Source organism: Marinobacter sp. NSM, assembly GCF_052380025.1.
Classification (GTDB): domain Bacteria; phylum Pseudomonadota; class Gammaproteobacteria; order Pseudomonadales; family Oleiphilaceae; genus Marinobacter.
In genome coordinates, this window is sequence record NZ_JBQTCK010000009.1 from 18,276 (window position 1) to 43,414 (window position 25,139).

Consider the following 25,139-nt stretch of genomic DNA (forward strand, 5'->3'; position numbering starts at 1 on the left):
TATGATGTTCAATCGATTGAATCACAAAGCGACGGTGGATGCTATGGATGGAACGGTGCGGATTCGCGCCTTCAATCCTTTCGACTATGGCGCAGATTATCGATGATGGATTCCAGCGCCCGATCAAAAATCAGGCCGTCGTTGAGAAGCGTAATAACGCCTTCCTGCAGCGCCACCGCCAGATCATCCCGATGGTACTCTGCCACCTTGGCGCCGCTGCGATTGACAAAAATGTACTTGCCGGTTGCCTTGATGAAGGCCGCCAGTTTGCAGCGCACACGGGTATCATCGCGCACCATCTCGATCCACGAGCCAACCCGGAGCTGATCCGCCCGGGCCAGCCATTCAGACGCAACAACCGGAGCAGACGGCGTTTCCGTTGCCGGCTGCGCGTCACTCTGAACGCTCTCCGCCACGACCGGTTCGATTTCAGGCTGCGCGACTTGCTCTGGGGCACCGGCATCCACCTGAGGTTCCGGAGACGCCAGCATTTGCTCCGGCTGATCCAGTTCCTCTTCGGCCATGGCATGGTCTTCTGGCGCCTTCTCGGCGTCGCTGACCGGTGCCGTTACCAGTTTCTGGAAAACATCAACGTGAGCCAGTTCCAGGTCACGAATGGCAGCATCGGTTGAGAACGGGTCCCAGGAAATTTCCTGCAAAGCACTGCGAAGGTCCTCGACCACCTCCGGTATTGCCCGAAGCAGCTCAGAGCGTGTTTCATCCGATACCGGCCTTGGGTCCACACTCCAGATCAGGCGCTCGGTGACCGCGCAGGCGGATTGCCACTGCTCACTCTCTTCGCCCTGACGCAGTACCACCCATTGCAGGTAACGAGTCCAGGGCTCGCTGAGAATCTGCATCACCGTAGCTGGAATATCACGGCCGGCAGTTTCTTCCTGAATGAGCTTGGTGGCCGCCTGGCTTGCACGTTCCTGGCGAGCCCGACCTTCCTCAGCGTCCCGAAGACGCTGCTCAACCAGCTCACGACGGCGCCGGTCCAGATCCATAAAGTGGCCGAAATCCTTAAGCAACTCCTCGAACAATTCGACATTGTCGGTGAACTCATTCAGGACACGATCAACCACTTCTTCAATTTTTTCCCGGAGCGGATCCCGCATGCCCTGGCGCTTTTCGGACCAGCCTATCGCCGACAGTGCGAGTTCATTCAACAGTTTGCGAACCGGATGACCGCCACGATTGAAGAAATTACGATCGCTCAGGGCAACCTTCAGGACCGGAATCTGCAAACGCCCGATCAGCGCCTTCATCACCGGATGCAATTGCCGATCTTCCAGTATGAAATCGAACAGCATCGATACGAGATTGACCACATCGCCGTCAACCTGGCCCAACGTGGCTTTCTTGCCGCCGGGCTCCTGCAGGACCGAGACAATCTGCTGGCGCAATGGCACCACTTCTACCCCGGATACCTGGGTGAGAGAACCTTGCAGGTCACTGAGCCGGGCCATCAACCCGCCAGTATCGAGGGTCACGCCACCCGCGGGCAGACTGCCTGCGGCGGAAGAGTTCTCTCCCTGATGCAGCAACGCACTCAATTCCGAAAACGTGGGGAAGCTGGCAGCACCACTGCCCCCCTGCTCGGCACCTGCCTGTCCTGGCGACAACGCCGGGGCTCCTGCCTGTGGCACCGGCCGTTTTGGCTGGGACTTCGAACCGCCAACAGGCGCCCGGCGCATATCGGGCAACACGCCTTCGGCTAACAGAGTTTTATTTGCCTGGTCATACAGGGCTGCGAGTTTGTCCACCAGCAGGCGCTCAAAGAGCTTGAGCACAACCAGCTTGGCACGAATATCGATATCCAGGTCAGAACAGGCCTCGGCGATTCCGCCACAGATAACCTCGGGGCTCAGGGGCATCTGATCATCAGACATCTGAATCTCGGGCATCAGGTGGCGCACCCGAGCGGCCAGCATCCGGACCGGCTCCTGGTAGCGATTGCGCAGCTTGGTCACCAGATTATCAATGGCGACCTGTTGCTCCAGTTCTGAGTGATCCAGAAGGCTCAGGGAATCCTGATCGACTTCCTCAAGGGCAGAGCCGGAGTGCGAGGGTTTGAAGCGCCCAAATTCATTGAAGGCCTGGCTGACATACTGAAGCATCGAGACCGCCATGGATTTGCGGCGCAGTCTGAGCTCCCGCATGGCATCGAAGTACGCTGTCTGGTCCTGATTAGAACCAGCCCGATCCGCAAGGGCGAACAGACTGTCGTCTGCCTGCTCGAAGAAAGACCCCAGCACAGATTTCAGAGACTGACCGGATGCGTCACGTAACCGTATAAGAGCAGGCGGAAGCGAAAACCGGCCCACCGGTTTCTGGCCGGATAAATGGACAACCTTGTTATCGTGCGCCATGGAGATGCTCCGGTGTTGATCGGCGATATCGCTAGGAATTTCTATTTATGACATGATACGGCCGATCATCGTCACCTTGTGTCAGAATTTGTCACCTTTTGTGTAACAACGACCTGCGTCACATTTTATCAGTTATTGGCCAGGGCATTTTGCGAAACGGCAGGCTGGCAGTAGAATTGCCGGGCTCGCAGATTTCAACTCATCCAGACCGCCGGAAACCCGACATGATTGCCCCTGAACTGCTCCGCCAGGCCCTTATTGAATCCGTTGCCCAAAGCCTTCGCGAGGACATTGGTGATGGCGACATTACCGCCATGCTGATTCCGGCGGATAAAACCGCAACCGGCCGGGTGATTACTCGCGAACCGGCACGCCTGTCCGGACGAGCCTGGGTTGAAGAAGTATTCCGGCAGGTGGACCCGGCAGTTGAACTGACCTGGTTTTTCAAAGACGGCGATGATCTGGCGGCCGATGACGTTATCTTCCGGATGGCGGGCCGGGCCCGATCACTCCTGACCGCAGAGCGAGCCGCCCTTAACTGGCTACAAACACTGTCTGGCGTCGCCACCACCTGCGCAGCCTACGCGACGAAGGTCGCCCATACCGGAGTGCGATTACTGGATACCCGGAAAACCCTGCCGGGCATGCGACTGGCGCAAAAGTACGCAGTCACATGCGGGGACTGCCACAATCACCGCCTAGGCCTGTGGGATGCCTTTCTGATCAAGGAAAACCACATTGCCGCCTGCGGCTCAATTGCCAACGCCATCAGTGAAGCCCGGCGCATTGCACCGGGCCGCCCGGTGGAGGTAGAAACGGAATCGATGGACGAGCTGAATCAGGCCCTGAGCGCGGGCGCCGACATCATTATGCTGGATGAATTCTCGCTTGAGGACATGGTTGAAGCCGTGCGAATTACCGCCAGCAAGGCAAAACTGGAGGCTTCCGGCGGCATCAATGCCCAGAAACTGGTACCAGTGGCGGAAACCGGGGTGGATTACATCTCCATCGGCACCCTGACCAAAGACGTCAGGGCGATCGACCTCTCTATGCGGCTGGACTGATTCCACCGCCTGAAGTCGAACTCAACGACCAGACAACAACCGGTCCATCTCTTCCAGCGCCTCAACAAGGCGCTGGCCTGACTGCGCCCGCCCCCGGAAATGCTCTTCCGCCATGGGCGCAATGCCAGACACCGTGGGTAACGGTTGCCCCGCCTCCACCAGCGCCTTCATTTTATGCAAGAAGACAAACTGCAGCCACTGGGTGAACTCCATAGTGTCTAGGCAAAACGGTTGGGTACTTTGGAATGCATGCTCCGGTGGTGGGCTCGCTTCCCAGACGTCCATCCGCCGGAGCTCAATCTCGATTCTCAACAGGCTATCGGTTACCTGATCCACTCGATTACTCATGGTCACCTGATCAGTCGGCCAAGGGCTCAAGTTCAACCGACTCACCATGCAATACCCGGTACAGATCTTCAAACTGGCGGGTCAAGGCGTGCTTGGGTGCCAAGTGAATGAGCGGCTGCCGGCTTTGATGGGATTCTTTCATTTTTACCGAGCTGGATAGCCGCACCGGCAACACTGGCAACCCCTCATCCGTGAGTTCTTTCACCAGCTGCTTGGGCAGGCTGGCACGCGGCTGGAACTGGTTGGCAATGATACCCTCCACCACCAACTCCTGATTGTGATCTTCCTGCAGCTCTTTGATTTCATGCAGAATGTTGTACAACGCCTGACGTGAGAAATCATCACAGTCGAAAGGAATCAAACACCGCTGAGCCGCAATCAAAGCCGAGCGGGTGTAGAAATTCAGGGCGGGCGCGGTATCGATGTAGATCTCATCGAAAGATTCGCTGAGCTTTTTCAGAAATTCACGGAGCTTGTAGATCTTGTGCTTGGCTTCGAGTTTGCGCTCCAGGAAGTCCAACTCCGGGCTGGACGGCAGAACAAACAGATTATTGAAAGATGAAGCATGCACAAATTCATCCGGGCGGCGGGTGAACATACTGAAGGCAACGGTCTGCTCCAGAAGGTCCGCTGCGGTATCTTTCAGTTCAGACGCCGGCTTGCCCAGCAGATAGTGTGTTGAGTTACCTTGCGGATCCAGATCCACCACCAGGGTGCGCTTGCCCCGGGCCGCGCTGATCGCCGCCAGGTTACAGGTAATGCTGGACTTACCCACACCGCCTTTCTGATTGAATACAACCCGTCTCATGTCGTCTCTCCAATGGCCTTTATCGTTATAAATCCGTCACTACCATCCCATTACCGACTTCACAAACGGAATGGTCAATCTCCGCTGGGCCTGCAGGGAGTTCTCATCCAGTGTGTCCAGAATCCCAAGCAGTTGACCAAGGCGGCGCGGAGCCCGGCGCATGATAAATCCGGCCACATCATCGCTCATCACCAGACCACGCTGCTCGGCCCTGGCCATCAAAATTCTTGACCGGTCTTCATCCCGGTAAACACCAAGCTGAACCAGTAAGCCGTGTGCCAGCCGGGAACCAAGGTCAGCGAGACCAAACGGCAACGCCGCCGGCACCTCCGACAGGGTCACCATCAACAGCCCCTGGCGGTCCAGAATCCGGTTGTACAGATGGAAAACGGCCTCCTCCCAGTGAGCATCGCCCGCGATCAGGTCAAGATCATCCAGGCAGACCACATCATGCCCTTCCAATCCCGCAAGCGCCTCCGGCCCAAACGGCATCAACTCACCGATACTGATGCACACGGCGCTCTGGCCCCGCTGCTCAGCAAAATGACAGACCGCTTGCAACAAATGGCTTTTGCCAGTGTCGGAGTCACCGCAGATCACCACAACAGGTGCTCCGGCCGGCTGCGTGCAAACCGCCTCCAACCGGAGCGCCGCATCTCGATTGCGATCGCCATGGAAGTTATCAAACCGGGCGTCGTCACGGAGCTTCACCCCGAGAACCATCTGTGACGTGGTCATGAGCGCTTGGCTCTCCATGCGCGCGCTCCCCAAATCAGAATGTAATGGCAGCCGCTGAATATGGCCGACAAGGCAACCAGCCATATACCAGCGCCCATTACCCAAGGCTGCATTGGCAGGCCCGCCATCAGAATGATAATCGCCAACGCCACGAGAATCTGAATAAAGGTATTGATCTTGCCCGGGATACTCGGCTCCATCTCAAAACGGCCAACACCATAGTGATACATCAATGCACCGCCGACAATGACCAGATCGCGGCCAAGTACCAGTGCGAAGAGCCAAAGCGGAATAATTCCGGTGATGGTCAGCATCAGGTAAGCGGTGATCAGCAATGCCTTATCAGCCAGCGGATCGGCAATGGCGCCGAGCCGGGAACGCCAATTAAACTGCCGCGCCAGAAAGCCGTCCAAACCATCAGTTGCGGCAGCAAGAAAGAAAATCAACAGCGACTGGCGATAATTCCCCTCCAGCAATGCCCACGCGAACGGAATAATGAGCAGTATCCGCAGGAATGTCAGGGCATTGGGAATCCATCGCCAACGCTGCAAAGTCACGCGCAGACCTCCGCCGTCGCCTAGCTGCCGCCACCACGGACAACCGGAGCCGGCTGCCAGCGATAGTAAAGCACCTGGTACAGGGATTCGAACGCCTGCTCTGCATCCTGTTCGTCGCCGTCATCAAGCGGCTGGTAAACGAACATGGCACCCTCCGGGTACTGGTCACCGGCCTCGCCCGGTTCCTCAGCACCGTTTGATTCGGCAACTAGCGCTACTGCGGCCGCACTACGCGGTGCAGGTGCAGTTTCCTCTGGCTGCCCCTCCATGACCACAAAGCGGGGATCAAGCGCAATGTACTCTTTCAGCTGGTCCAGTTCGCCTGTAAAGGTCACCTGAACGGTCATACGCTCGTTACGCACTCGCGAGGCACCGACAGACAGCACTGGCGTAAAGCTGTTCAGCGCTTTTCCGACATTGCCGTAGTCGGCAAGGGAAATGACCCCCTCCAGAACGATATCCACGCGCGGCGCCTCACCTACCTCGCCGGCAGCAACCGCGTAGCGGCTGGCATATGCATCGGCCCAGCGACCAACAACACGCCGTGCGAGTTCTTCCGGGTCTGCCGCGGTCACCGACTGTTCAGAGGCATCCATGCTCATACCGTCGAAGACCCAGCCAGCGCGCCATTGACCACCAGAGCGACTAACACGCATTAATGCCAGGGCATCATGAGACCGATCCGACGATGCTTCCTTAATGCGACCCACAAACTGGCCCCAGAGATCCGACAGCAACGCCCGGTCTCCCTGGACACTCTGCGGAGGGAAGGCCAGGGGCAAGCCGCGCTCTTCCGCTGCCGCCTGGAATGCCCTGCGCCAATCAGCAACGGCGCTGTAACCCTGTGCGCCGTCATCCGCTGCTGCCGTCAGCAGCTTGCGTTCACCGCGGTCTTCAATCGCAGCCCAAACCAGTGTGAGCGGGCGATTGGCGCCCCAGACCGGGGCATTAATCGAAGCCAGGGCGCGATTGACGCCAACCGCCCCGAAGCTCATTTGTAACCTGGACTCGCCACGCTCACGACGTACCTGGTAGGACAGCAGCAGGGATTCTGCGTCTTTGAGCACATCGTCTACGCCCTCAAGTTGCAGTACGTCCCGCGTGCCCGAAACCCTGACCATAACCCGCCGCAAACCCTCGGCATAACCTGCCTGAAGATCATTTGGGCCAGTACCGTCGACCGCTACCTCAATATTATACAATCCCGACACCGTGACTGCCGACGCAGTCCCGGCCAACAGCATTGACAATGCCCCGGCCATTACCAGCCACAGAGCCATTGCCCGGAAAGTCCGAACGTCGTTTTTTTCCGTTCCAGTCATGTAACACCCTGCCGTTCCCATGATTGGCGCACAGGATACACCATCACCACATGCGAGAGTAGCAAGGCCCCGTTGCAGGTTGGCAATGATGTACCCTGAATATTTGCACGCATTGCCGAATTCCGGTTGGAGCGCCCGTGCGCACCTGTTAAAATCCGGCGCCTGACCCACAGGCCAACGGTTACATTTCCATGAGCGAACAGAAGCCTTCCCTCACCTATCGCGATGCCGGCGTTGATATCGACGCAGGTAACGATCTGGTCAACCGCATCAAGAACACGGCAGCCCGTACCCGCCGCCCCGAAGTCCTCGGCGGGCTTGGCGGCTTCGGCGCCATGGTTTCCATCCCGGCCGGTTACCGGGAGCCGGTACTGGTATCGGGCACCGACGGCGTTGGCACCAAACTGCGCCTGGCCATGCAACTCGAAAAGCACGACAGCATCGGCATTGATCTGGTCGCCATGTGCGTGAATGATTTGATCGTAGGTGGCGCAGCGCCCCTGTTTTTCCTGGATTACTACGCTACCGGCAAGCTGAACGTGGATATTGCCGCCCAGGTCGTGGATGGCATCGGCAAGGGCTGCGAGCTGTCTGGCTGTGCACTGGTGGGTGGCGAAACCGCCGAAATGCCCGGCATGTACGAAGGCGAAGACTATGACCTGGCCGGTTTCTGTGTGGGAATTGTGGAGCGCAGCGAAGTCATCGATGGTAGCCGCACCCAGCCGGGTGATGTGATGCTGGCCCTGGGCTCCTCCGGCCCTCATTCCAACGGCTACTCACTGATTCGCAAGATCATTGAAGTCAGCGGTGCCGACCTGAGCCAGCCCATGGGCGACAGCACCCTGGCTGACGCGCTGATGGCGCCCACCCGCATTTACGTGAAGAACATACTGCAACTGATTCGTGAAGTGGACGTGCGGGCCCTGTCTCACATCACCGGCGGTGGCCTGCCTGAAAATATCCCCAGAGTGCTGCCGGCGGGCACAGTTGCCGCCATCGACACCCAGAGCTGGGAACTGCCACCGGTATTCCAGTGGCTGCAAAACTCCGGCGGTGTCGCCAGCGAGGAAATGTACCGCACCTTTAACTGCGGTATTGGCATGATTGTCTGCGTTCCCGCCGACCAGAGAGAGCTTGCCATGGATGCCCTTAACGCCATGGGCGAGAAAGTATGGCAGGTAGGCGTCATTGAGGCGGCCGGCTCAGCCGATGATGAGCCTAAAGTGCGCTACGCCCCGGGATTACTCACGGCATGAAGGCTGATCCCGCGCCACTCCCGACCATCCTGGTACTGGCCTCCGGCAGCGGCACCAACCTGCAAGCGTTGATTGACGCCTCGCGGGACAGGGACTTCCCGGGCGACATTGTGGCCGTAGGCTGCAACAAACCCGGTGCCTTTGCCCTGGAACGGGCAGCCCAGGCGAACATCAAAACCTTTGTGATCAATCACAAGGACTACGGCAGCCGTGAGGAATTCGACGGTGCCCTGATGGCCGAGATCCGCCGCCACAACCCGGATCTGATTGTGCTGGCAGGCTTCATGCGGATTCTGACCGAAGACTTTGTTCGAGCCTTCCGCGGCAAGATGCTGAACATTCACCCATCCCTGCTGCCAGCTTATACCGGCCTGAACACGCACCAGAGGGTACTAGAGGCTGGCGACAGGGTGCATGGCGTGTCCATCCACTTCGTAACCGAAGAACTGGACGGCGGGCCGGTGATTGCCCAGGCGGAGGTAGCCGTGCAGGAAAACGATACGCCTGACTCACTGGCGGAGCGGGTTCAGCAACAGGAGCACGTGCTATACCCGATCGTGGTTCGCTGGTTCTGTGAAGGCCGAATTCAACTCGCGAGTGACGGCGTGCTCTTTGATGGCGCCCCCCTGTCACAACCCATGCGCTTACCCGCCAGCTGAACAGATTGTCATCCCCCTCGGGCTTTTGAAAAGCTACACTGTCGCAAACACCTACAGTGAAAGAGGCTCCGGATGAAGACACTCAGAGCATCCTCGCGCATCGTTATCTGGCTGGCCGGGCTCTGGTTCGGCTTGGCCTCGTTAACGGTTGCCGCAGCCGATACTCAAGACACGAACTTAGCCCTCTTCCCCCACGAGGCCACCTACTCTGCGTCCATGTCAAAAGGCATCAGCCTCAGCGGTGCTGGTACGCGCACCCTGACCGATCAGGGCAATAATGTCTGGCTGTATCGCACACAGGTAAGGTCGTTTATTGCAGATATAGACGAATCGGTGGTCCTTCTATGGGAAGATGACCGCGTGGTTCCGCTTCGCTACCGCTACAGCCTCAAAGGCCTGATGATTCGGAATCGGGAGCAGTCCATTGATTTCGACTGGCAGACAGGTATTGCAACAGGGAAGTACCGGGGCAAATCCTTTGAACTGGAGCTCAAGGACGGGGCCCTGGACCCACTGGGCTTCCAGCTGCAGATGCACCAGGATCTGAAAGCCGGTGGACGGGACCTGACTTACAACATCATTGATAAAGGCCGTTATAACGAGGATCGTTTTGCGGTTGTTGACGACGACAGCACCATCAACACCAATGGCCAGACAACACAAACCCTGAAGGTAGAAAAGGTGCGAGGCGAGGACTCCAAGCGCCAGACGCTGATGTGGATAGACCCGAACCAGGGCCACCTGCTGCTCAGATTACTGCAGGTGGAGCCGGATGGCAGCGAATACGAGCTGAAGCTGAAAGACGCGACCATTCGGGACTGATTACCCCTCGGGCGGCTCCGGCCCTAGCGGCCGGTTTCCGCCCAGACCGCTTTTACCTCATCTGCGATAATCCTCAGCCCTTCTGCCACCTGTGCGTCTTCCTGAGAGTAGGTTACGCGCAGGCATTCGTGACGGTGGCGCCAGTCATCTTCCGGCAAGCCCGGGAAGAAATAGTGGCCAGACACCACCAGCACCCCTCTCTGCTTCAGCCGCTGATACAGCTCCAAGCTGGAAATCGGCAGATCAGGAAACCACAGCCACAGGAACATCGCGCCTTCTGGCTTATGGATGTACCAGCGGCAACTGTCCTCACCCATGGCGTCACGAAAAACCTCCACAGCCCGCTCCATCTTGGCTTTATAGAACGGACAAACCACATCACGACTCAGTGACAGGATCTCACCGGACCGCACCAATGGCTCCGCCAGCATGGCACCAAAACTTCCGGTCGCCAGGTTCATGATGGCGTTGATGCCAGACAGCGCCTTAATGATCGGCTTCGCCGCGATCACGATACCCGTGCGAGCCGCGGGCAAACCCAGCTTGGACAAACTCAGGCAAAGAATGATCTGCTCGTTCCAGGTGGGCTGGGCGTCCACAAAAAGCAGGCTGGGGAACGGTGTGCCGTAGGCGCCGTCGACAATCAACGGAATATCGTGCTGCCGGGCCAGGCCTTCGAGCCTTGCCAACTCTTCATCAGTAACCACGTTGCCGGTCGGGTTGGTGGGCCGGGATACGCAGATAGCCCCGGTTTCACCGGTGACTTCCACGGCATCGAAATCGACCCTGTATTTGAACTCATGGGCGTCGGTGAAGGAAATGTCGGGCCTGACCGCCTGAAACAGGCCAGGCTCGATACCAGCATCGGCATAGCCAATATATTCCGGCGCCAGGGGCAGCAGGATGTGTTTACGGTGGCCATCGCCATAGTCGCCGCCAAACATATTGAACAGCATGAAGAACGCCGCCTGACTGCCATTGGTCAGCGCTATGTTCTCGGGCTTCAGCCCCCAGTTGTATTATTTGTTCAGCAACTCCGCCAGCGAGGCGATAAACTGCTTCTCACCCTGGGGGGGATCATAAATCCCTACCAGCCGGCGCATCTGCCCCTCATCTGCCGCGATGCCCGCCAGAATTTCCTGCACCCGTTCCTGAATCTCGGGAATATGCCCGGGATTACCGCCTCCCATCATGATCATCCCCTCACCGGAGGCCATGGCGTTACCCAGGTCATCCATCAGGGAGGTGATACCGGCGTCGGCGGTGAACTTACGACCAAAAGCAGAGAGTTTCATGGCGCTTATCCGTTCAACAGGCAATTCAATAGGTAGCTGATAAGTGTAGCGTGAGCCGGAACGGCTCAGCTATCGAGGGAAATACCGAGATTGCTGACGCCGTCGTTGGCGGCATCCGCCTTGAGTTCGGCGATAAAGTCTTCCAGTGGCGTGCGCTGGCGCTTGAGCGCGAGTACGGTGTCACGCTGGAAGATTTTGTCTTCCTTGAGCAGCGGGTGCTGTTCAAAAAGGCGTACCAGCTGGTCTTCATCCAGCTCTTCACCCTCGGACATTTCGACGAAGTCCATAATGGTCCTGGTGGCCAGCTGGGATGCGTCAGTTGCCCGGTGTTTGTTGGGGTTCAGGCGGTTGAGCAGTGCCTGTTCCAGCAACTGGCAAAAGTCGAAGGCCGGGTACACACCGTAGGCGTCGTAGTCGTCGACGTTGGGGCTCAGGCTTTCGAGCTTGGTGAGCAGCTGGGGGATGGCCGCTTCGGTGGCCTCCTGCTGGAGCGTGTCCCAGGCAAGGTCAAGCAGCTGGCGCATTTTGCCACCGCTTTTCATGCCGACGGCATCAGCGAACAGGGCGTAGTTGGGAAAGGCCCGTTCGGCCAGGGCCAGCAGGAAGGCGCATTCGCGCCAGCCCTGCAGTTGTGAGACGGCTTTAAGAAACTGGTTGGCGTTCATGTCCTGGGCAGGGTCACGCCGGTCTGGCCAAGGTACTTGCCGCCGCGGTCTTTGTAGCTGGTTTCACAGATTTCGTCGGATTCGAAGAACAGCATCTGGGCTACACCTTCATTGGCGTAGATTTTCGCCGGCAGGTTGGTGGTATTGGAGAATTCCAGGGTGACCTGGCCTTCCCACTCCGGTTCCAGCGGGGTGACGTTGACGATGATGCCGCAGCGGGCGTAGGTACTTTTGCCGAGGCAGATGGTGAGTACGCTTCTGGGAATGCGGAAGTATTCCACGGTGCGCGCCAGAGCGAAGCTGTTCGGCGGGATGATGCAGACGTCGCCGGTGTAGTTGACGAAGCTGTTTTCGTCGAAGTTCTTCGGGTCTACGGTGGCGCTGTGGACGTTGGTGAAAATTTTGAATTCGTTGCTGCAGCGTACGTCGTAGCCGTAGCTTGAGGTGCCGTAGGAGATGACTCGGCCTTTTCCGTTCTCACGAACTTGCCCGGCTTCGAAGGGTTCGATCATGCCGTGCTGTTCGGACATCCGGCGGATCCACTTATCGGACTTGATGCTCATGGTGAATTCTCGTTTCCAGCTGGGAAAAATTGGGGCGTAGTTTACCTTGTAGTGTGGTGACTGTCGAAGCCTCAGAGTTCTCGCTCTCGTAGCCAGCAAACTTGGAGCCAGAGGAAATGGGATTTGCTTTCCAAAAAAACGCTACGAGCACATCCATGTGCGCTTCGCTCCGGCCATCCGTGGCCTCCGAGATTTTTGGAAAGCAAATCCCACTTCCTCTCTCAGACAGCTCAGGTATCGCCTTTAGAACAGCCTACGCTCTCAACTTGCCTGAGCTGGAGCTACAAAAAACCTTAACAGCCGGCTCAGTGCTCGGTGACGGAAACACTGGAGATAGTCCCACCAAGGTTCCGCTCCCGGGTAGACAGCTCCGCCCCCACTCTTCTGGCGATATCCAGGTACCGTCTGGCCACTTCCGAATCCGGCTCGGCCGCGACGGTCGGGGCGCCGCTGTCGGTTTGTTCGCGGATTGTCATGTGCAGGGGGAGCTGGCCCAGGAGGGTGGTTTCGTATTCTTCTGCGATGCGTTCGCCGCCGCCGTGGCCGAAGAGGGGTTCTTCGTGGCCACAGTTGGAGCAGATGTGGACGCTCATGTTTTCGACCACGCCCAACACCGGGATGTCGACTTTGCGGAACATTTCGATGCCTTTTTTGCCGTCCAGCAGGGCGATGTCCTGGGGGGTGGTGACGATGACGGCGCCGGTGACAGGGACTTTCTGGGCCAGGGTGAGCTGGATGTCGCCGGTGCCGGGGGGCATGTCGATGATGAGGTAGTCGAGTTCGTCCCACAGGGTTTGCTGGAGCAGTTGCATGACGGCGCCGCTGACCATGGGGCCGCGCCAGACCATGGGGGTTTTGTCTGTGGTGACGAAGGCCATGGAGTTGGCTTGCAGGCCGTGGGCCTGCATGGGGACGAAGTATTTGTTTTCGCGTACGTCCGGGCGTTTGCCTTCGGGTACGCCGAGCATCATGCCGATGCTGGGGCCGTAAATGTCGGCGTCGAGGATGCCGACCCGGGCGCCTTCGACCTGCAAGGCCAGGGCGAGGTTGACGGCGGTAGTGGATTTGCCTACGCCGCCTTTGCCGGAGGCGACGGCGATGATGTTTTTCACACCGGGGACGGCCGGCAGGTCTTTGTTGGTTTTGTAGCTGTGGATTTTCTGGGCTACGTGTACCTCGACACTTTCAACGCCATCGACAAATTCCAGCGCGTTGGCGACGATCTGTTTCAGGCCGCCAGCGATGCCTTTGGAGGGGTATGGCAGCTCGACCAACAGGGTGACCTTGCCGCTGTCGTCTGCGCTCAGGTTTTTCACGGCACCCAGTTCGTACAGGTCTTTGTTGAGATAGGGGTCTCGGTATTCTTTGACGGCAGTTTCTAGCGCCTGTTGGGAAATCTGGGTCATCGGGGTCTCCGGAATAAGCTCATAAGCTTGAATGCAGGTGAAAAATGATGGCTCGGAAGGTATCATCTGTGCCCGTTTCTGACCATATGGGGTCTTTACCTGGAACAATCAATTGCGATTGGCGCCGGAACCCCGTTTTTGTCTTTCCAACCCGACTCAACATAAGGTTCGGACATCACCATGACGCAAGCGAGCAAGCAACAGCGCGATATTCTGGTTACCAGCGCCCTGCCCTACGCCAACGGGCCCATTCATCTGGGGCACCTGCTGGAATACATTCAGACCGATATCTGGGTGCGCTTCCAGAACATGCGTGGCCACAACTGCTACTACGTTTGCGCAGACGATGCTCACGGCACCGCCATTATGCTGCGGGCCGAGCGCGAGGGGATTACCCCGGAGCAGCTGATCGACCGGATTCGTCAGGAGCATCAGGAAGACTTCGCGGGCTTTCATATCCGCTTCGACAACTATTACTCCACGCACTCGGAGGAGAATCAGTACTTCTCGGAGTACATCTACCGCCAGCTCAAGGACAATGATCACATTGCCACGCGCAAGATCACGCAGTTCTTTGATCCGGAAAAAGAGATGTTTCTGGCGGATCGTTTCATCAAAGGCACTTGCCCCAAGTGCAAAACCGAAGACCAGTACGGTGATAACTGCGAAGCCTGCGGTGCCACCTACACGCCCGCCGAGCTGATCAATCCCCGCTCTGCGGTGTCTGGCGCTACCCCGGTGGAAAAGGAATCCGAGCATTACTTCTTCAAACTGCCGGAGTTCCACGATTTCCTGAGCAAGTGGACCCGCAGCGGTGCCCTGCAGCCCCAGGTGGCCAACAAGCTGGCCGAGTGGCTGGATGCCGGCCTGCAGGAGTGGGACATCAGCCGGGATGCGCCCTATTTCGGGTTTGAGATTCCGGATGCACCCGGTAAATATTTCTACGTGTGGCTGGATGCGCCTATCGGCTACCTCGCCAGCTTCAAGAACCTGTGCAACCGCGAAGGCATCGATTTCGAGCATTTCTGGAAGAAGGATTCCAGCGCCGAGGTGTACCATTTTATCGGCAAGGACATCATCAATTTCCATGCCCTGTTCTGGCCGTCGATGCTGCACGATGCAGGCTTCCGCACGCCAACCGCGGTCTGGGCCCATGGCTTTGTCACGGTCAACGGCAAGAAGATGTCCAAGTCCCGCGGCACCTTCATTATGGCTCGCACCTATCTGGACCATCTGGACCCGGAATACCTGCGCTATTACTTCGCCGCCAAGCTGACTGGCGGTGTGGATGATATGGACCTGAACCTGGAAGACTTTGCTGCCCGGGTGAACTCGGATCTGGTGGGCAAGGTGGTGAACATCGCCAGCCGCAGCGCCGGGTTCATCACCAAGCGCTTCGACGGCAAGCTGGGCAAGGTCACCGAACAGGACAAGCTGAAAGAGTTTATCGATGCGGGCGAACAGATCGCCGAGTTCTACGAAACCCGCGAGTTCGGCCGAGCGATGCGCCGGATCATGGAGTTGGCCGACATTGCCAACCAGTACGTGAACGACGAGCAGCCATGGGTGATCGCCAAGCAGGAAGGCCAGGATGACAAGCTACAGGCCATCTGCACCAACGCCATCAACATGTTCCGCCTGCTGATCACCTATCTGGCACCGGTACTGCCCAAGATGACCCAGGCCTCCGAGTCGTTCCTGAATGACCGGCTGAACTGGAATCGCCGCCATGAACTTCTGGAAGATCATAGTATCGACAAGTTCAAGCCATTGATGAACCGGGTCGACATGGTTCAGATCGAGAAAATGCTGGATGCCTCGAAAGAAGAGCTGCCAGCGGCGCTGGGCGACACCAATAAACAACCGACCCCGGATCTGGAGCCGGTTGCCGATGAAATTGAGTTCCCGGATTTCGCCAAAGTGGATCTTCGCGTGGCAAAGATTGTCAAAGCCGAACATGTGGAAGGCGCAGACAAGCTTCTTCGCCTGACTCTTGATGTGGGGCATGGCGAGCGCAATGTGTTTGCTGGTATCAAGTCAGCTTACAAACCGGAAGATCTGGAAGGCCGTATGACCGTGATGGTGGCCAACCTGAAACCCCGGAAGATGAAGTTCGGCATGTCCGAAGGCATGGTCCTGGCGGCAGGCCCCGGGGGTAAAGAGATTTTCATTCTGTCGCCCGATTCCGGTGCCACGCCCGGCATGCGGGTCATGTAATCAGCAACAGGCAGAGACACTCCGATGACAGAGTATTTGCTGATACTGGTAAGTACCATTCTGGTGAACAACTTCGTTCTGGTGCAGTTCCTGGGGCTGTGTCCGTTCATGGGGGTTTCCGGCAAGCTGGAAACCGCCATGGGTATGTCCCTGGCCACCACGTTTGTGCTGACTCTTGCATCAGTGTGCAGTTACCTGGCTTACACCTATTTGCTGGAACCCCTTGATCTTGCGTTCCTGAGAACCATCACGTTTATCCTGGTGATTGCCGTGGTGGTTCAGTTCACCGAAATGGTGGTCCGCAAGACCAGTCCCCTGCTCTACCGCGTACTGGGCATTTTCCTGCCGCTGATCACTACCAACTGTGCGGTGCTTGGCGTGGCCCTGCTGAACATCAACAAGAACAACAACTTCGTTGAATCGGTTTTGTACGGCTTCGGCGCTGCTGCAGGCTTCTCGCTGGTGCTGGTGCTGTTTGCCGCCATGCGGGAGCGGATTGCCGTGTCGGATGTACCAGTGGCCTTCAGGGGGGCGTCTATCGGCTTGATCACCGCAGGCTTGATGGCGTTGGCATTCCTGGGTTTCACTGGCCTGGTTGCGGTCTGACGGAGCGGTTGATTTATGTGGACAAGTTTCCTGATTGCCGTTGTGGTACTGCTCGCCCTGGCCCTGGTGTTCGGCGGATTGCTGGGCTTTGCTTCGGAGCGTTTCAAGGTTGAAGGCAACCCCCTGGTCGAGCAGATAGATGCTCTGCTGCCTCAAACCCAATGCGGCCAATGCGGTTTCCCCGGCTGCCGCCCCTACGCCGAAGCCATTGCCAACGGTGATGCCATCAACAAATGCCCGCCAGGCGGTGAAACCACCATCAAGGCGCTGGCCGACCTGCTGGATGTGGAACCTCAGCCGCTGGACGCCGAACATGGTGTGGCGCAGGCCAAGCGGGTTGCGGTTATTCGCGAAGACGAATGCATTGGCTGCACCAAATGCATACAGGCTTGCCCGGTGGACGCCATTCTCGGCTCCGCAAAACATATGCACACCGTTATTGAGAGAGAGTGCACAGGCTGTGACCTGTGTGTGGAGCCCTGCCCCGTGGACTGTATTGACATGGTCACCATTGAGCCAGACATCCGAAGCTGGACCTGGTCTCCTCCGGAACCAACCATTATTGCTACTGATCGCCAGGGAGCCCGTGCCTGATGACGCAACTATGGGATTTTTCCGGCGGCGTTCATCCGTCTGAAAACAAACACCAGTCCACCAGCCGCCCCATTCGTATGGCCGGCATACCCGAGCGGCTGGTACTTCCGTTACAACAGCACATCGGTGAGCCGGCTGAAGTCATTGTTGAGGTTGGCGAGCGTGTACTCAAAGGCCAGAAGATTGCCGATGTCACCACTGGCATGGGCGTGCCGGTGCATGCGTCTACATCTGGCGTTATTGAAGCCATCGAACTGCGACCGGTTCCGCACCCTTCTGGCATGTCTGACTTGTGCGTGGTGCTGAAACCCGATGGTGAAGACCAGTGGTGCCAGCTTGAGCCCATCGGCGATTACCACAAACTGGACCGGGAGACGGTGCTGGACTTGATCCGGAAAGCAGGCATTGCCGGTATGGGCGGCGCCGGCTTCCCTACTGACATCAAACTGCGCCCGCCCCGAGACCGAAAAGTCGAAACCCTGATCCTCAATGGCGCTGAATGCGAGCCCTACATTACCGCCGACGATATGACCATGCGCGAACGCGCCACAGAGGTTGTCAATGGCTTGAAAGTGATGGCCTGGATTCTTCGGCCGTCCCGCTGTGTGGTCGGTATCGAAGACAACAAGCCGGAGGCCATTGCCGCCATGCGGGAAGCGGTTCAGGGCACCCAGATTGAAATTGCAGTGATTCCCACCAAGTATCCGTCCGGTGGGGAAAAGCAGCTGGTCCAGATTCTGACCGGCCTGGAAGTGCCCAGCGGCGGCATTCCCGCCGATATCGGGGTAATGTGCCAGAACGTCGGTACCGCAATGGCGGTGTCCCGGGCTGTTTTCGAAGGTAAGCCACTGATCTCTCGTATTGTCACCGTCACTGGCAAGGCCATTCGGGAGCCGGGCAACTTCGAGATACTGGTGGGCACTCCGGTCAGTTACCTGTTGGACAGTGGCGGCCTGCAGGAGGGCCAGCTGAACCGACTGGTGCTTGGCGGGCCCATGATGGGGTACACCCTCACCACGGACACCATACCGCTGGTTAAAACATCCAACTGCATCATTGCCGCCACCGTTGACGAGTTGCCCGCACCACCACCTGAACAGCCGTGTATCCGCTGCAGCCAGTGTGCCGAGGCGTGCCCGATGGAACTGCTGCCCCAGCAGCTGTTCTGGTACTCGAAGGCCTCCGAATTCGAGAAAGCGGAACACCTGAACCTGTTTGATTGCATCGAGTGTGGCGCCTGCTCCTACGTTTGCCCAAGCTCCATTCCACTGGTTCAGTACTACCGCTACGCCAAGGATGAGATCCGCAAGCAGCGTGCAGAGCAGCTGAAATCCGACCACGCCCGCGAGCGCTTTGAAGCCCGCCAGGCCCGGTTGGAGCGGGAACAGCAGGAGAAAGTACTGCGGCGCAAGGAACGGGCAAAGGCGGCCGCCGAAGCCCAGGCTCAGAAACAGGCCGAAGCGGAACAATCGGTTGCCGAGGGTGAAGCCACCGATGAGCGGGCGGCAAAGGCAGCACTGGTGCAACAGGCCCTGGAACGCAAGAAAGCCAAGGCTGCCCAGGCAGCAGAACCGGCGCCCGCTGCTGTTGAGCAGCCGGACATCGAAACACTGGAAAAACAGCTGATGCAGGCCGAAACCAAACTCAGCACCATGCAAGGGATGCTGGATGAAGCCCGTGCCCAGCAGGCCGACAACGTGGAGAAGCTGGAACGGGCTGTGGCCAAGAATCACGACCGGGTGGAACGGGCCCGCGAGGCCCTGGCCGAGGCCCGGGGCCAGATGGCCGTCAACACCTCGGATGCGTCCTCCGAGTAACCCACTGCAGGCTTATCGTTTATGGCATTAGTTCAACAGTCATCACCCCATGCCCGAAATGCCCGGCCGACATCCCGGGTTATGCTCTGGGTTATTCTGGCAGCCATACCCGGCCTGATTGCCCAGACCCTGTTTTTCGGCTGGGGTAACCTGATCAATGTGGTCTGGTGTATCGCCCTGGCCCTGGCGTCGGAAGCGGCGATCATGAAGCTGCGCGGCAAGCCCATATCGTTTTTCCTTAAAGACAATACCGCCGCGGTAACCGGACTGCTGCTCGGCTTGTCGCTGCCACAGTTTGCGCCCTGGTGGGTTTCCGCCATCGCGGTAATTTCCGCCATCGTCGTGGCTAAACAGCTCTACGGCGGGCTCGGTTCGAACCCATTCAATCCGGCCATGGTGGGCTATGCCATGGCACTCATTTCCTTCCCGGTGGCAATGACCACCAATTGGGCCCAGGCGGCAACCTTATGGGGCGGCGCACCGGGTTTTGGTGAAACCCTGGCCACTATCTTCTCCGCCAGCCAGACCACCATCGATGCCTGGACCATGGCGACGCCACTGGACGAATACAAACACAAGATCACCACCCACACCGCCGCCGAGGTACTGCAGCACCCCACCTTTGGCGATCTGGTTGCCCGTGGCTGGGAATGGGTCAACCTGGCCTTTCTGGCCGGCGGCCTGTTGCTGATCTGGCTCAGGATCATCACCTGGCATATACCCGTCGCTTTCCTGGCCGCCATCGTTGTGATGAGTCTTGCATTCGGCAGCAATGCCGATCTGTATGCACCGTTGCAGCTTCACTTACTGGCCGGCGGCACCATGTTGGGCGCGTTCTTTATCGCCACTGACCCGGTATCCGCCGCCACCAGTCATCAGGGCAAACTCATCTATGGCGCTGGCATTGGCGTGCTGGTTTATCTGATTCGAACCTGGGGCAATTACCCCGATGCAATAGCGTTCAGTGTGTTGCTGATGAATTTCGCGGTGCCGTTTATCGACCACTACACCCCGCCCAGAACCTATGGTCATCACAAGGCCAAGCGTGGCGTGCCCAGCAAGAGTGGAGGTTAAGCGATGAACGCCATTACGACCTCTATCCGTCGCAGTGCCATCGGCCTCGGGCTGTTTGCCGTGATTACGGGTGGCACCATTGCCCTGACCCAGGGCATCACCAAAGACCGCATCCAGGAACAGGCCGAGCGGGCCGAAGCACGTGCCCTGTTTGAGATTATCCCCGAACACCAGCACGACAACGATATGCTGCGCGATGTCATCACCCTGCCCGCCAACGCTCGCCAACCGGGCAGTGAACCGGTCAAGGCCTGGGTGGCCCGGCGCAATGGCCAGCCAATTGGCATGATCCTGCCAGCCGTTGCTCCGGATGGTTATTCCGGTGAGATCCGATTGCTGGTAGGCATTGATCTGGACGGCCGCGTACTGGGCGTGCGGGTCACCAACCACCGGGAAACCCCGGGGCTCGGAGACCGTATTGAAACCCGGAAATCCGACTGGGTATACGGTTTTGATGGTCGCTCGCTGGGCAATCCGCCCGCCGAGCAGTGGAACGTAAAAAAGAATGGTGGAGTGTTTGACCAGTTTACCGGTGCCACCATCACCCCCAGGGCGGTGGTCAAAGCCGTACAGCATTCGCTGGTCTACTTCCGCCAGAACCGGGATATTATCCGGGAGCGGCTGAACGAACCACCCGCGCCCAGAAACCGAACCCTGACTCCGGAAGCCATTGCCGGTGAATCCACTCCTGCGGAGCATTCCTGATCATGGCCACTAAATCATCCGCTGAAATCATCAGAGACGGCCTGTGGACCAATAACCCTGCCCTGGTTCAGGTGCTCGGCTTGTGCCCCCTGCTGGCCGTAACCAGCACCGTGGTGAATGCCATTGGCCTCGGAATCGCCACGCTGATGGTACTGATTGGCTCCAACCTGTCGGTCTCCATCATCCGTAACTTCGTCAACGAATCCGTCCGCCTTCCGGCGTTTGTGATGATCATCGCGTCGTTTGTAACCTGTGCCGAATTGCTGATGCAGGCCTTCACCTACGAGCTTTACCAGATTCTTGGCATTTTCATTCCCCTGATCGTGACCAACTGCGCCATCCTCGGCCGTGCCGATGCCTTTGCATCCAAGAACCCGCCACTACCGGCCCTGCTGGACGGCGCGATGATGGGTCTGGGCTTTCTGGCGGTGCTGGTGGTACTGGGTGGAATGCGGGAACTCGTAGGCCAAGGCACGCTGTTTGCTGACATGCACTTGTTGTTGGGGCCCATGGCAAGCGATTGGGTGGTCCGCCCCTTTGAACACTACCCGGACATGCTGTTTATGGTACTGCCGCCGGGGGCTTTCGTTGGCCTCGGCTTGCTGATTGCACTCAAGAACGGCATTGATCACCAGATCAAAGAGCGCCGGAAGGCGGCCGAGCCCGCAAGCAACAGCGCAGGCAGCAAACGGGTACGGGTAACCGGCACCATTTCCTGAACAACGAATTTTGAGCCACCATGAACAAACAGAAGCGCATTGAGATTTTCACCCGGCTACGGGACGAAAACCCCAATCCCACGACAGAGCTGAACTACAGCACACCGTTTGAGCTGCTGATTGCCGTGATTCTGTCTGCTCAGGCAACGGACGTAGGGGTGAACAAGGCCACCGATAAACTGTATCCCGTCGCCAACACACCTGAGGCCATCTACGCCTTGGGCGTGGACGGCCTGAAAGACTACATAAAAACCATCGGCCTGTTTAACAGTAAGGCCGAGAACGTTATAAAAACCTGCAAGATTCTGATTGAGCAGCACAACAGTCAGGTACCGGACAACCGTGAGGCCCTGGAAGCCCTGCCCGGCGTTGGCCGTAAAACCGCCAATGTAGTGCTCAATACGGCGTTCCGACAGCCTGCGATGGCGGTTGATACCCATATTTTCCGGGTTTCCAACCGCATCGGTATTGCGCCGGGCAAAAACGTGGTCGAAGTTGAGAAACGACTGATGCGGCTGGTACCTAAAGAATTTCTGATGGATGCCCACCATTGGCTGATTCTGCATGGCCGATACACCTGTACCGCCCGCAAGCCCAAGTGCGGGGCCTGCCTGATTGAAGATCTTTGCGAATTCAAGCAGAAACGGGACTACCAGTAATCCAACATTAAAAAGCCGGTAAAGGCCGGCTTTTTCGTAGGCAAACAGATTGCTTCAGCGTTTGCCCAGCATCTTCTCTTTCAGGTCTTTCTGAGCCGGCTTGTCAGACAGCCAGATACCAAACAAGGCTTTCTTGAACTCCAGGTCGCCCACGGTGTCGCGCTGTTCACCGTTTTTAAGCACCTGAACGCCCTGCTCCGGCACATAGACCAGATCAAAGACATCGCCTTCTTTGATCTCTTCATGGAACACCGCCATGAACTGGTCCACTTCAGCCTGAATACCAGACAGGTCACCACCGGTGGAAGCCTGGAATCCCTCCATAGTGGCTTCTGTCATCCGCTCGCTGGTGATCATGCCAGAGGTGATATGTAGGGTAATGGCCTGGGGTTCATCGGCATCAATAACCGCTTCAGCATCGACCACTTTCTCCGGGACATAAAGGCCACCAACGTACAGATTCATAAACCACTTGGAGCGCGTGCCTGCGCCGTTAAGCTGCAACTCCTGGCCCATGGCAGAATAGGTGTCCGGCACATCGACACCGCCAACATTCAGGGCATAGGCCGGTGCAGCCAAAGCGCCTGTCAGCAGCAGAGATGCGCAACCTGTGATAAGCGTCTTCTTCATAGTCCTTTCCTTTCAATCATTATTATTGAATGTTTCATTCGTCCCCGGATTCGACACCCTATTCCCGCCGGGAGACGACATTCTAACAATGAAAATTAGAGGTCTATCGCCACCTGGTTCTCAATTGCTGCCACATTTAACAAAAAAGCCAGCCATGTTGCCATGGCTGGCTTTTTCCTCCTCCCTGGCCCCGGGCTATTTAAACAGCAAGCTACCAGACAAACCTTCTTTTTCCAGAATTTCCCTGAGACGCCGTAACGCCTCAACCTGGATCTGGCGCACTCTCTCACGGGTCAACCCGATTTCCTGGCCCACCTCTTCCAGGGTACTGATGGGGTAACCACGCAACCCAAAGCGGCGGGAAAGCACTTCCTGCTGTTTGTCACTCAGCTGGTCAATCCACTTTTCCAGGCAGGAACACATGTTGTTGTCCTGCAGCAGATCCGCCGGGTCCAGAGCGCCTTCGTCGGCCACCGTATCCAACAGCGATTTGTCGCTGCCCGCGCCAATCGGCGTGTCCATGGAGGCCACGCGTTCGTTCAGGCCGAGCATGCGTTTCACATCCGCCACTGGCTTATCCACCATCCGCGCGATTTCCTCGGCGGTGGGCTCGTGGTCCAGCTTCTGGGTCAACTCCCGGGCTGCCCGAAGATACAGGTTCAGTTCCTTGACCACGTGAATGGGCAGGCGGATGGTGCGGGTCTGATTCATGATCGCCCGCTCGATGGTCTGGCGAATCCACCAAGTGGCGTAGGTTGAAAACCGGAAGCCCCTTTCCGGATCGAACTTTTCAACAGCCCGGATCAGCCCGAGGTTACCCTCTTCAATCAGGTCCAGCAGGGTGAGACCGCGATTCACGTAGCGCCGGGCGATCTTCACGACCAGTCTCAGGTTGCTTTCAATCATGCGCTTACGGCCAGACTCCTCGCCTTTGCGGGCCAGCCGCGCGAAGTAGACTTCTTCCTCGGGAGTGAGCAGTGGTGAGAAACCGATTTCATTGAGGTACAGCTGCGTGGCATCGAGCTGCTTTTGACTAGTGAAATATTTTCCCTGGGTGGGAAAGTCGTCTTCCGCTTCTGCCATCGCGTCGTCTGATGATGGCTTTTCAGGTTTGTCTTCCGCTAACAGATGATCGTCTGCGTCATCCATATCTGCAACACGATCGATAATGATGTCTTCTTGCTCTGCTGACATGGTGTACCCCGCCTCTCAATAATCCTGTTTTGCCCGATACTTCTTGTTATTGCGGGCTAGTTCCGGTTGTGGTTTTCTTCAGGACGTTAGCTTGTTGGCTGGCAATCACAGTTGCCGTTCTTGTTTTTTTACTTTGCGGTTTTCAGTCAGGCCTTACTGGTAATCTTCTCAGAAATATCCAGTTTTCTGATCAATCAACGTCTTGGCAGGTATCTGGCAGGGTCAACCGGGTTGCCGTTCTTGCGAATCTCGAAATGCAACATCGGTTTGTCTGTACCAGAACTGCCCAGTTCCGCGATTACCTGTCCGGCTTTTACCTCCTCCCCTTCTTGCACCAAAATCTTGCGGTTGTGTGCGTATGCACTCAGGTAGTGCTCGTTGTGATTAACGATAATCAAGTTCCCGTAACCCAGCAACCCGTTACCGGCATACACCACACTTCCATTCGCCGCTGCCTTCACAGCATCACCGGGATTCCCGGCAATATCAATACCTTTGTTGACTTTTCCTGACTCTGAGAAGGTTGCAATAACGGTGCCAGAGTGCGGCCAGTTCCAGCGGATATCAGAAGCCACCTGGCTACCCGTGCGTGTCTGAGGCGCTGGAGCCGGTGCTCTGGCAACAGGTTTAGACCCCGTAGGCGCCGGTGCCCTGGTGCTGGTGGTAGGTCTGGGAGCAGGCGCAGATTGTCTGGGCGGAGGAGATGCCTGGGCGGTCTGGCGAATGGTGCCCTTCTTGTCGAGCCGGAGCACCTGCCCGGCTCTGATGTTCCAGGGTGGCGCCAGACCGTTGGCATCACCCAATTCCCGATAGTCCCGGCCATAACGCCAGGCAATGCCGTATAGCGTTTCCCCGGGTTTCACAACATGACTACCCCAATACACAGGGGGGTTGTAGAGGTCGTCGCTATAGATCGCGTTGGTGTTGCAGCCAGATAAACCAAGGGTTGCGAACAGCAACAGCAGAACAGATAGCACAGCAGGCAAGCCAGGGCGCCGTCGGCAGAACGTCCCCGCGACAGGCAGCAGGGGCCCGGTCGGAAGAACAGC

Annotated in this window: 24 protein-coding genes and 1 pseudogene; 12 read left to right on the forward strand and 13 right to left on the reverse strand. The window is 57.6% G+C overall.

The window, feature by feature from the left end:
* Positions 1–71: 71 nt before the first annotated feature.
* Complete coding sequence (locus ACTZWX_RS16145) at positions 72–2,372, reverse strand: DUF1631 domain-containing protein (protein ID WP_444714778.1); 2,301 nt, start codon at positions 2,370–2,372, stop codon at positions 72–74.
* Between the two features lie 224 nt (positions 2,373–2,596).
* Here ACTZWX_RS16145 and nadC point away from each other — a divergent pair, with 224 nt between their 5' ends.
* Entirely contained in the window at positions 2,597–3,436 is an 840-nt protein-coding gene (gene nadC / locus ACTZWX_RS16150) for a carboxylating nicotinate-nucleotide diphosphorylase (RefSeq protein ID WP_444714779.1), read from the forward strand.
* A gap of 21 nt (positions 3,437–3,457) precedes the next feature.
* Here the strand turns inward: nadC and ACTZWX_RS16155 are convergent, their stop codons facing one another.
* From ACTZWX_RS16155 to ACTZWX_RS16175, 5 genes are read right to left on the reverse strand one after another with little or no spacing between them, the layout of a single operon-like run.
* The gene (locus tag ACTZWX_RS16155; RefSeq protein ID WP_444714780.1) at positions 3,458–3,784 is read right to left on the reverse strand and encodes a YqcC family protein; all 327 of its coding nucleotides are present in this window, start codon (positions 3,782–3,784) and stop codon (positions 3,458–3,460) included.
* Positions 3,785–3,794: 10 nt separating this feature from the next.
* Complete coding sequence (locus tag ACTZWX_RS16160; RefSeq protein ID WP_444714781.1) at positions 3,795–4,592, reverse strand: ParA family protein; 798 nt, start codon at positions 4,590–4,592, stop codon at positions 3,795–3,797.
* 39 nt (positions 4,593–4,631) lie between these two features.
* Positions 4,632–5,330, reverse strand: a complete 699-nt coding sequence (gene hda, locus ACTZWX_RS16165) for a DnaA regulatory inactivator Hda (protein ID WP_061332686.1) — start codon at positions 5,328–5,330, stop codon at positions 4,632–4,634.
* Positions 5,327–5,887, reverse strand: coding sequence for a CDP-alcohol phosphatidyltransferase family protein (locus tag ACTZWX_RS16170; protein ID WP_444714782.1), 561 nt, complete (start codon positions 5,885–5,887; stop codon positions 5,327–5,329). Before ACTZWX_RS16170 ends, hda begins: the two co-directional genes overlap by 4 nt.
* A 20-nt stretch (positions 5,888–5,907) precedes the next feature.
* Positions 5,908–7,209 (reverse strand): DUF2066 domain-containing protein, encoded by a 1,302-nt coding sequence (locus ACTZWX_RS16175; RefSeq protein ID WP_444714783.1) that lies wholly within the window; start codon positions 7,207–7,209, stop codon positions 5,908–5,910.
* Positions 7,210–7,400: 191 nt separating this feature from the next.
* On the opposite strand from ACTZWX_RS16175, the gene purM reads away from it, so the two are divergent.
* From purM to ACTZWX_RS16190, 3 genes are all read left to right on the forward strand, one after another.
* Positions 7,401–8,465, forward strand: coding sequence for a phosphoribosylformylglycinamidine cyclo-ligase (gene purM / locus ACTZWX_RS16180; RefSeq protein WP_444714784.1), 1,065 nt, complete (start codon positions 7,401–7,403; stop codon positions 8,463–8,465).
* On the forward strand, positions 8,462–9,124 hold the full coding sequence (gene purN / locus ACTZWX_RS16185) for a phosphoribosylglycinamide formyltransferase (RefSeq protein WP_444714785.1): 663 nt from the start codon (positions 8,462–8,464) through the stop codon (positions 9,122–9,124). The genes purM and purN overlap by 4 nt, the downstream gene beginning before the upstream one ends.
* Before the next feature lie 72 nt (positions 9,125–9,196).
* Complete coding sequence (locus tag ACTZWX_RS16190) at positions 9,197–9,946, forward strand: DUF3108 domain-containing protein (RefSeq protein ID WP_444714786.1); 750 nt, start codon at positions 9,197–9,199, stop codon at positions 9,944–9,946.
* Positions 9,947–9,969: 23 nt separating this feature from the next.
* Here ACTZWX_RS16190 and ACTZWX_RS16195 read toward each other — a convergent pair.
* The 4 genes and pseudogenes from ACTZWX_RS16195 to apbC form a co-directional block, all read right to left on the reverse strand.
* Positions 9,970–11,241 (reverse strand): annotated as a pseudogene (locus tag ACTZWX_RS16195) (valine--pyruvate transaminase).
* Positions 11,242–11,306: 65 nt separating this feature from the next.
* The gene (locus tag ACTZWX_RS16200; RefSeq protein ID WP_106693700.1) at positions 11,307–11,906 is read right to left on the reverse strand and encodes a YjaG family protein; all 600 of its coding nucleotides are present in this window, start codon (positions 11,904–11,906) and stop codon (positions 11,307–11,309) included.
* Entirely contained in the window at positions 11,903–12,469 is a 567-nt protein-coding gene (gene dcd / locus ACTZWX_RS16205) for a dCTP deaminase (protein ID WP_444714787.1), read from the reverse strand. The genes ACTZWX_RS16200 and dcd overlap by 4 nt, the downstream gene beginning before the upstream one ends.
* A 305-nt stretch (positions 12,470–12,774) precedes the next feature.
* The gene (gene apbC / locus ACTZWX_RS16210; RefSeq protein WP_444714788.1) at positions 12,775–13,875 is read right to left on the reverse strand and encodes an iron-sulfur cluster carrier protein ApbC; all 1,101 of its coding nucleotides are present in this window, start codon (positions 13,873–13,875) and stop codon (positions 12,775–12,777) included.
* Between the two features lie 180 nt (positions 13,876–14,055).
* Here apbC and metG point away from each other — a divergent pair, with 180 nt between their 5' ends.
* The 8 genes from metG to nth are packed head-to-tail and all read left to right on the forward strand — an operon-like array spanning position 14,056 to position 22,266.
* Positions 14,056–16,092, forward strand: coding sequence for a methionine--tRNA ligase (gene metG / locus ACTZWX_RS16215; RefSeq protein ID WP_444714789.1), 2,037 nt, complete (start codon positions 14,056–14,058; stop codon positions 16,090–16,092).
* A 24-nt stretch (positions 16,093–16,116) separates the two neighbouring features.
* Entirely contained in the window at positions 16,117–16,698 is a 582-nt protein-coding gene (gene rsxA, locus ACTZWX_RS16220) for an electron transport complex subunit RsxA (RefSeq protein WP_058090326.1), read from the forward strand.
* A gap of 15 nt (positions 16,699–16,713) precedes the next feature.
* Positions 16,714–17,292 (forward strand): electron transport complex subunit RsxB, encoded by a 579-nt coding sequence (gene rsxB, locus ACTZWX_RS16225; RefSeq protein WP_444714790.1) that lies wholly within the window; start codon positions 16,714–16,716, stop codon positions 17,290–17,292.
* Positions 17,292–19,109 (forward strand): electron transport complex subunit RsxC, encoded by a 1,818-nt coding sequence (gene rsxC / locus ACTZWX_RS16230; RefSeq protein WP_444714791.1) that lies wholly within the window; start codon positions 17,292–17,294, stop codon positions 19,107–19,109. Before rsxB ends, rsxC begins: the two co-directional genes overlap by 1 nt.
* 21 nt (positions 19,110–19,130) lie before the next feature.
* Complete coding sequence (gene rsxD, locus ACTZWX_RS16235; RefSeq protein WP_444714792.1) at positions 19,131–20,183, forward strand: electron transport complex subunit RsxD; 1,053 nt, start codon at positions 19,131–19,133, stop codon at positions 20,181–20,183.
* Positions 20,184–20,186: 3 nt separating this feature from the next.
* On the forward strand, positions 20,187–20,888 hold the full coding sequence (gene rsxG / locus ACTZWX_RS16240) for an electron transport complex subunit RsxG (protein ID WP_444714793.1): 702 nt from the start codon (positions 20,187–20,189) through the stop codon (positions 20,886–20,888).
* Between the two features lie 2 nt (positions 20,889–20,890).
* Entirely contained in the window at positions 20,891–21,607 is a 717-nt protein-coding gene (locus ACTZWX_RS16245; protein WP_444714794.1) for an electron transport complex subunit E, read from the forward strand.
* 20 nt (positions 21,608–21,627) lie between these two features.
* Positions 21,628–22,266, forward strand: coding sequence for an endonuclease III (gene nth, locus ACTZWX_RS16250; RefSeq protein ID WP_444714795.1), 639 nt, complete (start codon positions 21,628–21,630; stop codon positions 22,264–22,266).
* 54 nt (positions 22,267–22,320) lie between these two features.
* Here nth and ACTZWX_RS16255 read toward each other — a convergent pair whose 3' ends face one another.
* The 3 genes from ACTZWX_RS16255 to ACTZWX_RS16265 all read right to left on the reverse strand — a co-directional run bounded on the left by ACTZWX_RS16255 (position 22,321) and on the right by ACTZWX_RS16265 (position 25,067).
* Positions 22,321–22,896, reverse strand: a complete 576-nt coding sequence (locus ACTZWX_RS16255; protein ID WP_444714796.1) for a chalcone isomerase family protein — start codon at positions 22,894–22,896, stop codon at positions 22,321–22,323.
* A 195-nt stretch (positions 22,897–23,091) separates the two neighbouring features.
* Entirely contained in the window at positions 23,092–24,090 is a 999-nt protein-coding gene (gene rpoS / locus ACTZWX_RS16260) for an RNA polymerase sigma factor RpoS (protein WP_444714797.1), read from the reverse strand.
* Positions 24,091–24,284: 194 nt separating this feature from the next.
* A complete protein-coding gene (locus ACTZWX_RS16265; protein ID WP_444714798.1) occupies positions 24,285–25,067 on the reverse strand; it encodes a peptidoglycan DD-metalloendopeptidase family protein in 783 nt (260 codons plus the stop codon).
* Positions 25,068–25,139: the final 72 nt, after the last annotated feature.

Excerpts from the sequence above, each read along its gene's own strand:
- nth (WP_444714795.1), top strand. The coding sequence starts at position 21,628 with ATGAACAAACAGAAGCGCATTGAGATTTTCACCCGGCTACGGGACGAA.
- rsxA (WP_058090326.1), top strand. The coding sequence starts at position 16,117 with ATGACAGAGTATTTGCTGATACTGGTAAGTACCATTCTGGTGAACAAC.
- ACTZWX_RS16160 (WP_444714781.1), bottom strand. The coding sequence starts at position 4,592 with ATGAGACGGGTTGTATTCAATCAGAAAGGCGGTGTGGGTAAGTCCAGC.
- rsxD (WP_444714792.1), top strand. The coding sequence starts at position 19,131 with ATGGCATTAGTTCAACAGTCATCACCCCATGCCCGAAATGCCCGGCCG.
- ACTZWX_RS16155 (WP_444714780.1), bottom strand. The coding sequence starts at position 3,784 with ATGAGTAATCGAGTGGATCAGGTAACCGATAGCCTGTTGAGAATCGAG.
- rsxG (WP_444714793.1), top strand. The coding sequence starts at position 20,187 with ATGAACGCCATTACGACCTCTATCCGTCGCAGTGCCATCGGCCTCGGG.
- nadC (WP_444714779.1), top strand. The coding sequence starts at position 2,597 with ATGATTGCCCCTGAACTGCTCCGCCAGGCCCTTATTGAATCCGTTGCC.
- metG (WP_444714789.1), top strand. The coding sequence starts at position 14,056 with ATGACGCAAGCGAGCAAGCAACAGCGCGATATTCTGGTTACCAGCGCC.
- apbC (WP_444714788.1), bottom strand. The coding sequence starts at position 13,875 with ATGACCCAGATTTCCCAACAGGCGCTAGAAACTGCCGTCAAAGAATAC.
- ACTZWX_RS16190 (WP_444714786.1), top strand. The coding sequence starts at position 9,197 with ATGAAGACACTCAGAGCATCCTCGCGCATCGTTATCTGGCTGGCCGGG.
- rsxB (WP_444714790.1), top strand. The coding sequence starts at position 16,714 with ATGTGGACAAGTTTCCTGATTGCCGTTGTGGTACTGCTCGCCCTGGCC.
- dcd (WP_444714787.1), bottom strand. The coding sequence starts at position 12,469 with ATGAGCATCAAGTCCGATAAGTGGATCCGCCGGATGTCCGAACAGCAC.
- rsxC (WP_444714791.1), top strand. The coding sequence starts at position 17,292 with ATGACGCAACTATGGGATTTTTCCGGCGGCGTTCATCCGTCTGAAAAC.
- purM (WP_444714784.1), top strand. The coding sequence starts at position 7,401 with ATGAGCGAACAGAAGCCTTCCCTCACCTATCGCGATGCCGGCGTTGAT.
- ACTZWX_RS16145 (WP_444714778.1), bottom strand. The coding sequence starts at position 2,372 with ATGGCGCACGATAACAAGGTTGTCCATTTATCCGGCCAGAAACCGGTG.
- ACTZWX_RS16255 (WP_444714796.1), bottom strand. The coding sequence starts at position 22,896 with ATGAAGAAGACGCTTATCACAGGTTGCGCATCTCTGCTGCTGACAGGC.
- ACTZWX_RS16200 (WP_106693700.1), bottom strand. The coding sequence starts at position 11,906 with ATGAACGCCAACCAGTTTCTTAAAGCCGTCTCACAACTGCAGGGCTGG.
- purN (WP_444714785.1), top strand. The coding sequence starts at position 8,462 with ATGAAGGCTGATCCCGCGCCACTCCCGACCATCCTGGTACTGGCCTCC.
- hda (WP_061332686.1), bottom strand. The coding sequence starts at position 5,330 with ATGACCACGTCACAGATGGTTCTCGGGGTGAAGCTCCGTGACGACGCC.
- ACTZWX_RS16245 (WP_444714794.1), top strand. The coding sequence starts at position 20,891 with ATGGCCACTAAATCATCCGCTGAAATCATCAGAGACGGCCTGTGGACC.
- ACTZWX_RS16175 (WP_444714783.1), bottom strand. The coding sequence starts at position 7,209 with ATGACTGGAACGGAAAAAAACGACGTTCGGACTTTCCGGGCAATGGCT.
- rpoS (WP_444714797.1), bottom strand. The coding sequence starts at position 24,090 with ATGTCAGCAGAGCAAGAAGACATCATTATCGATCGTGTTGCAGATATG.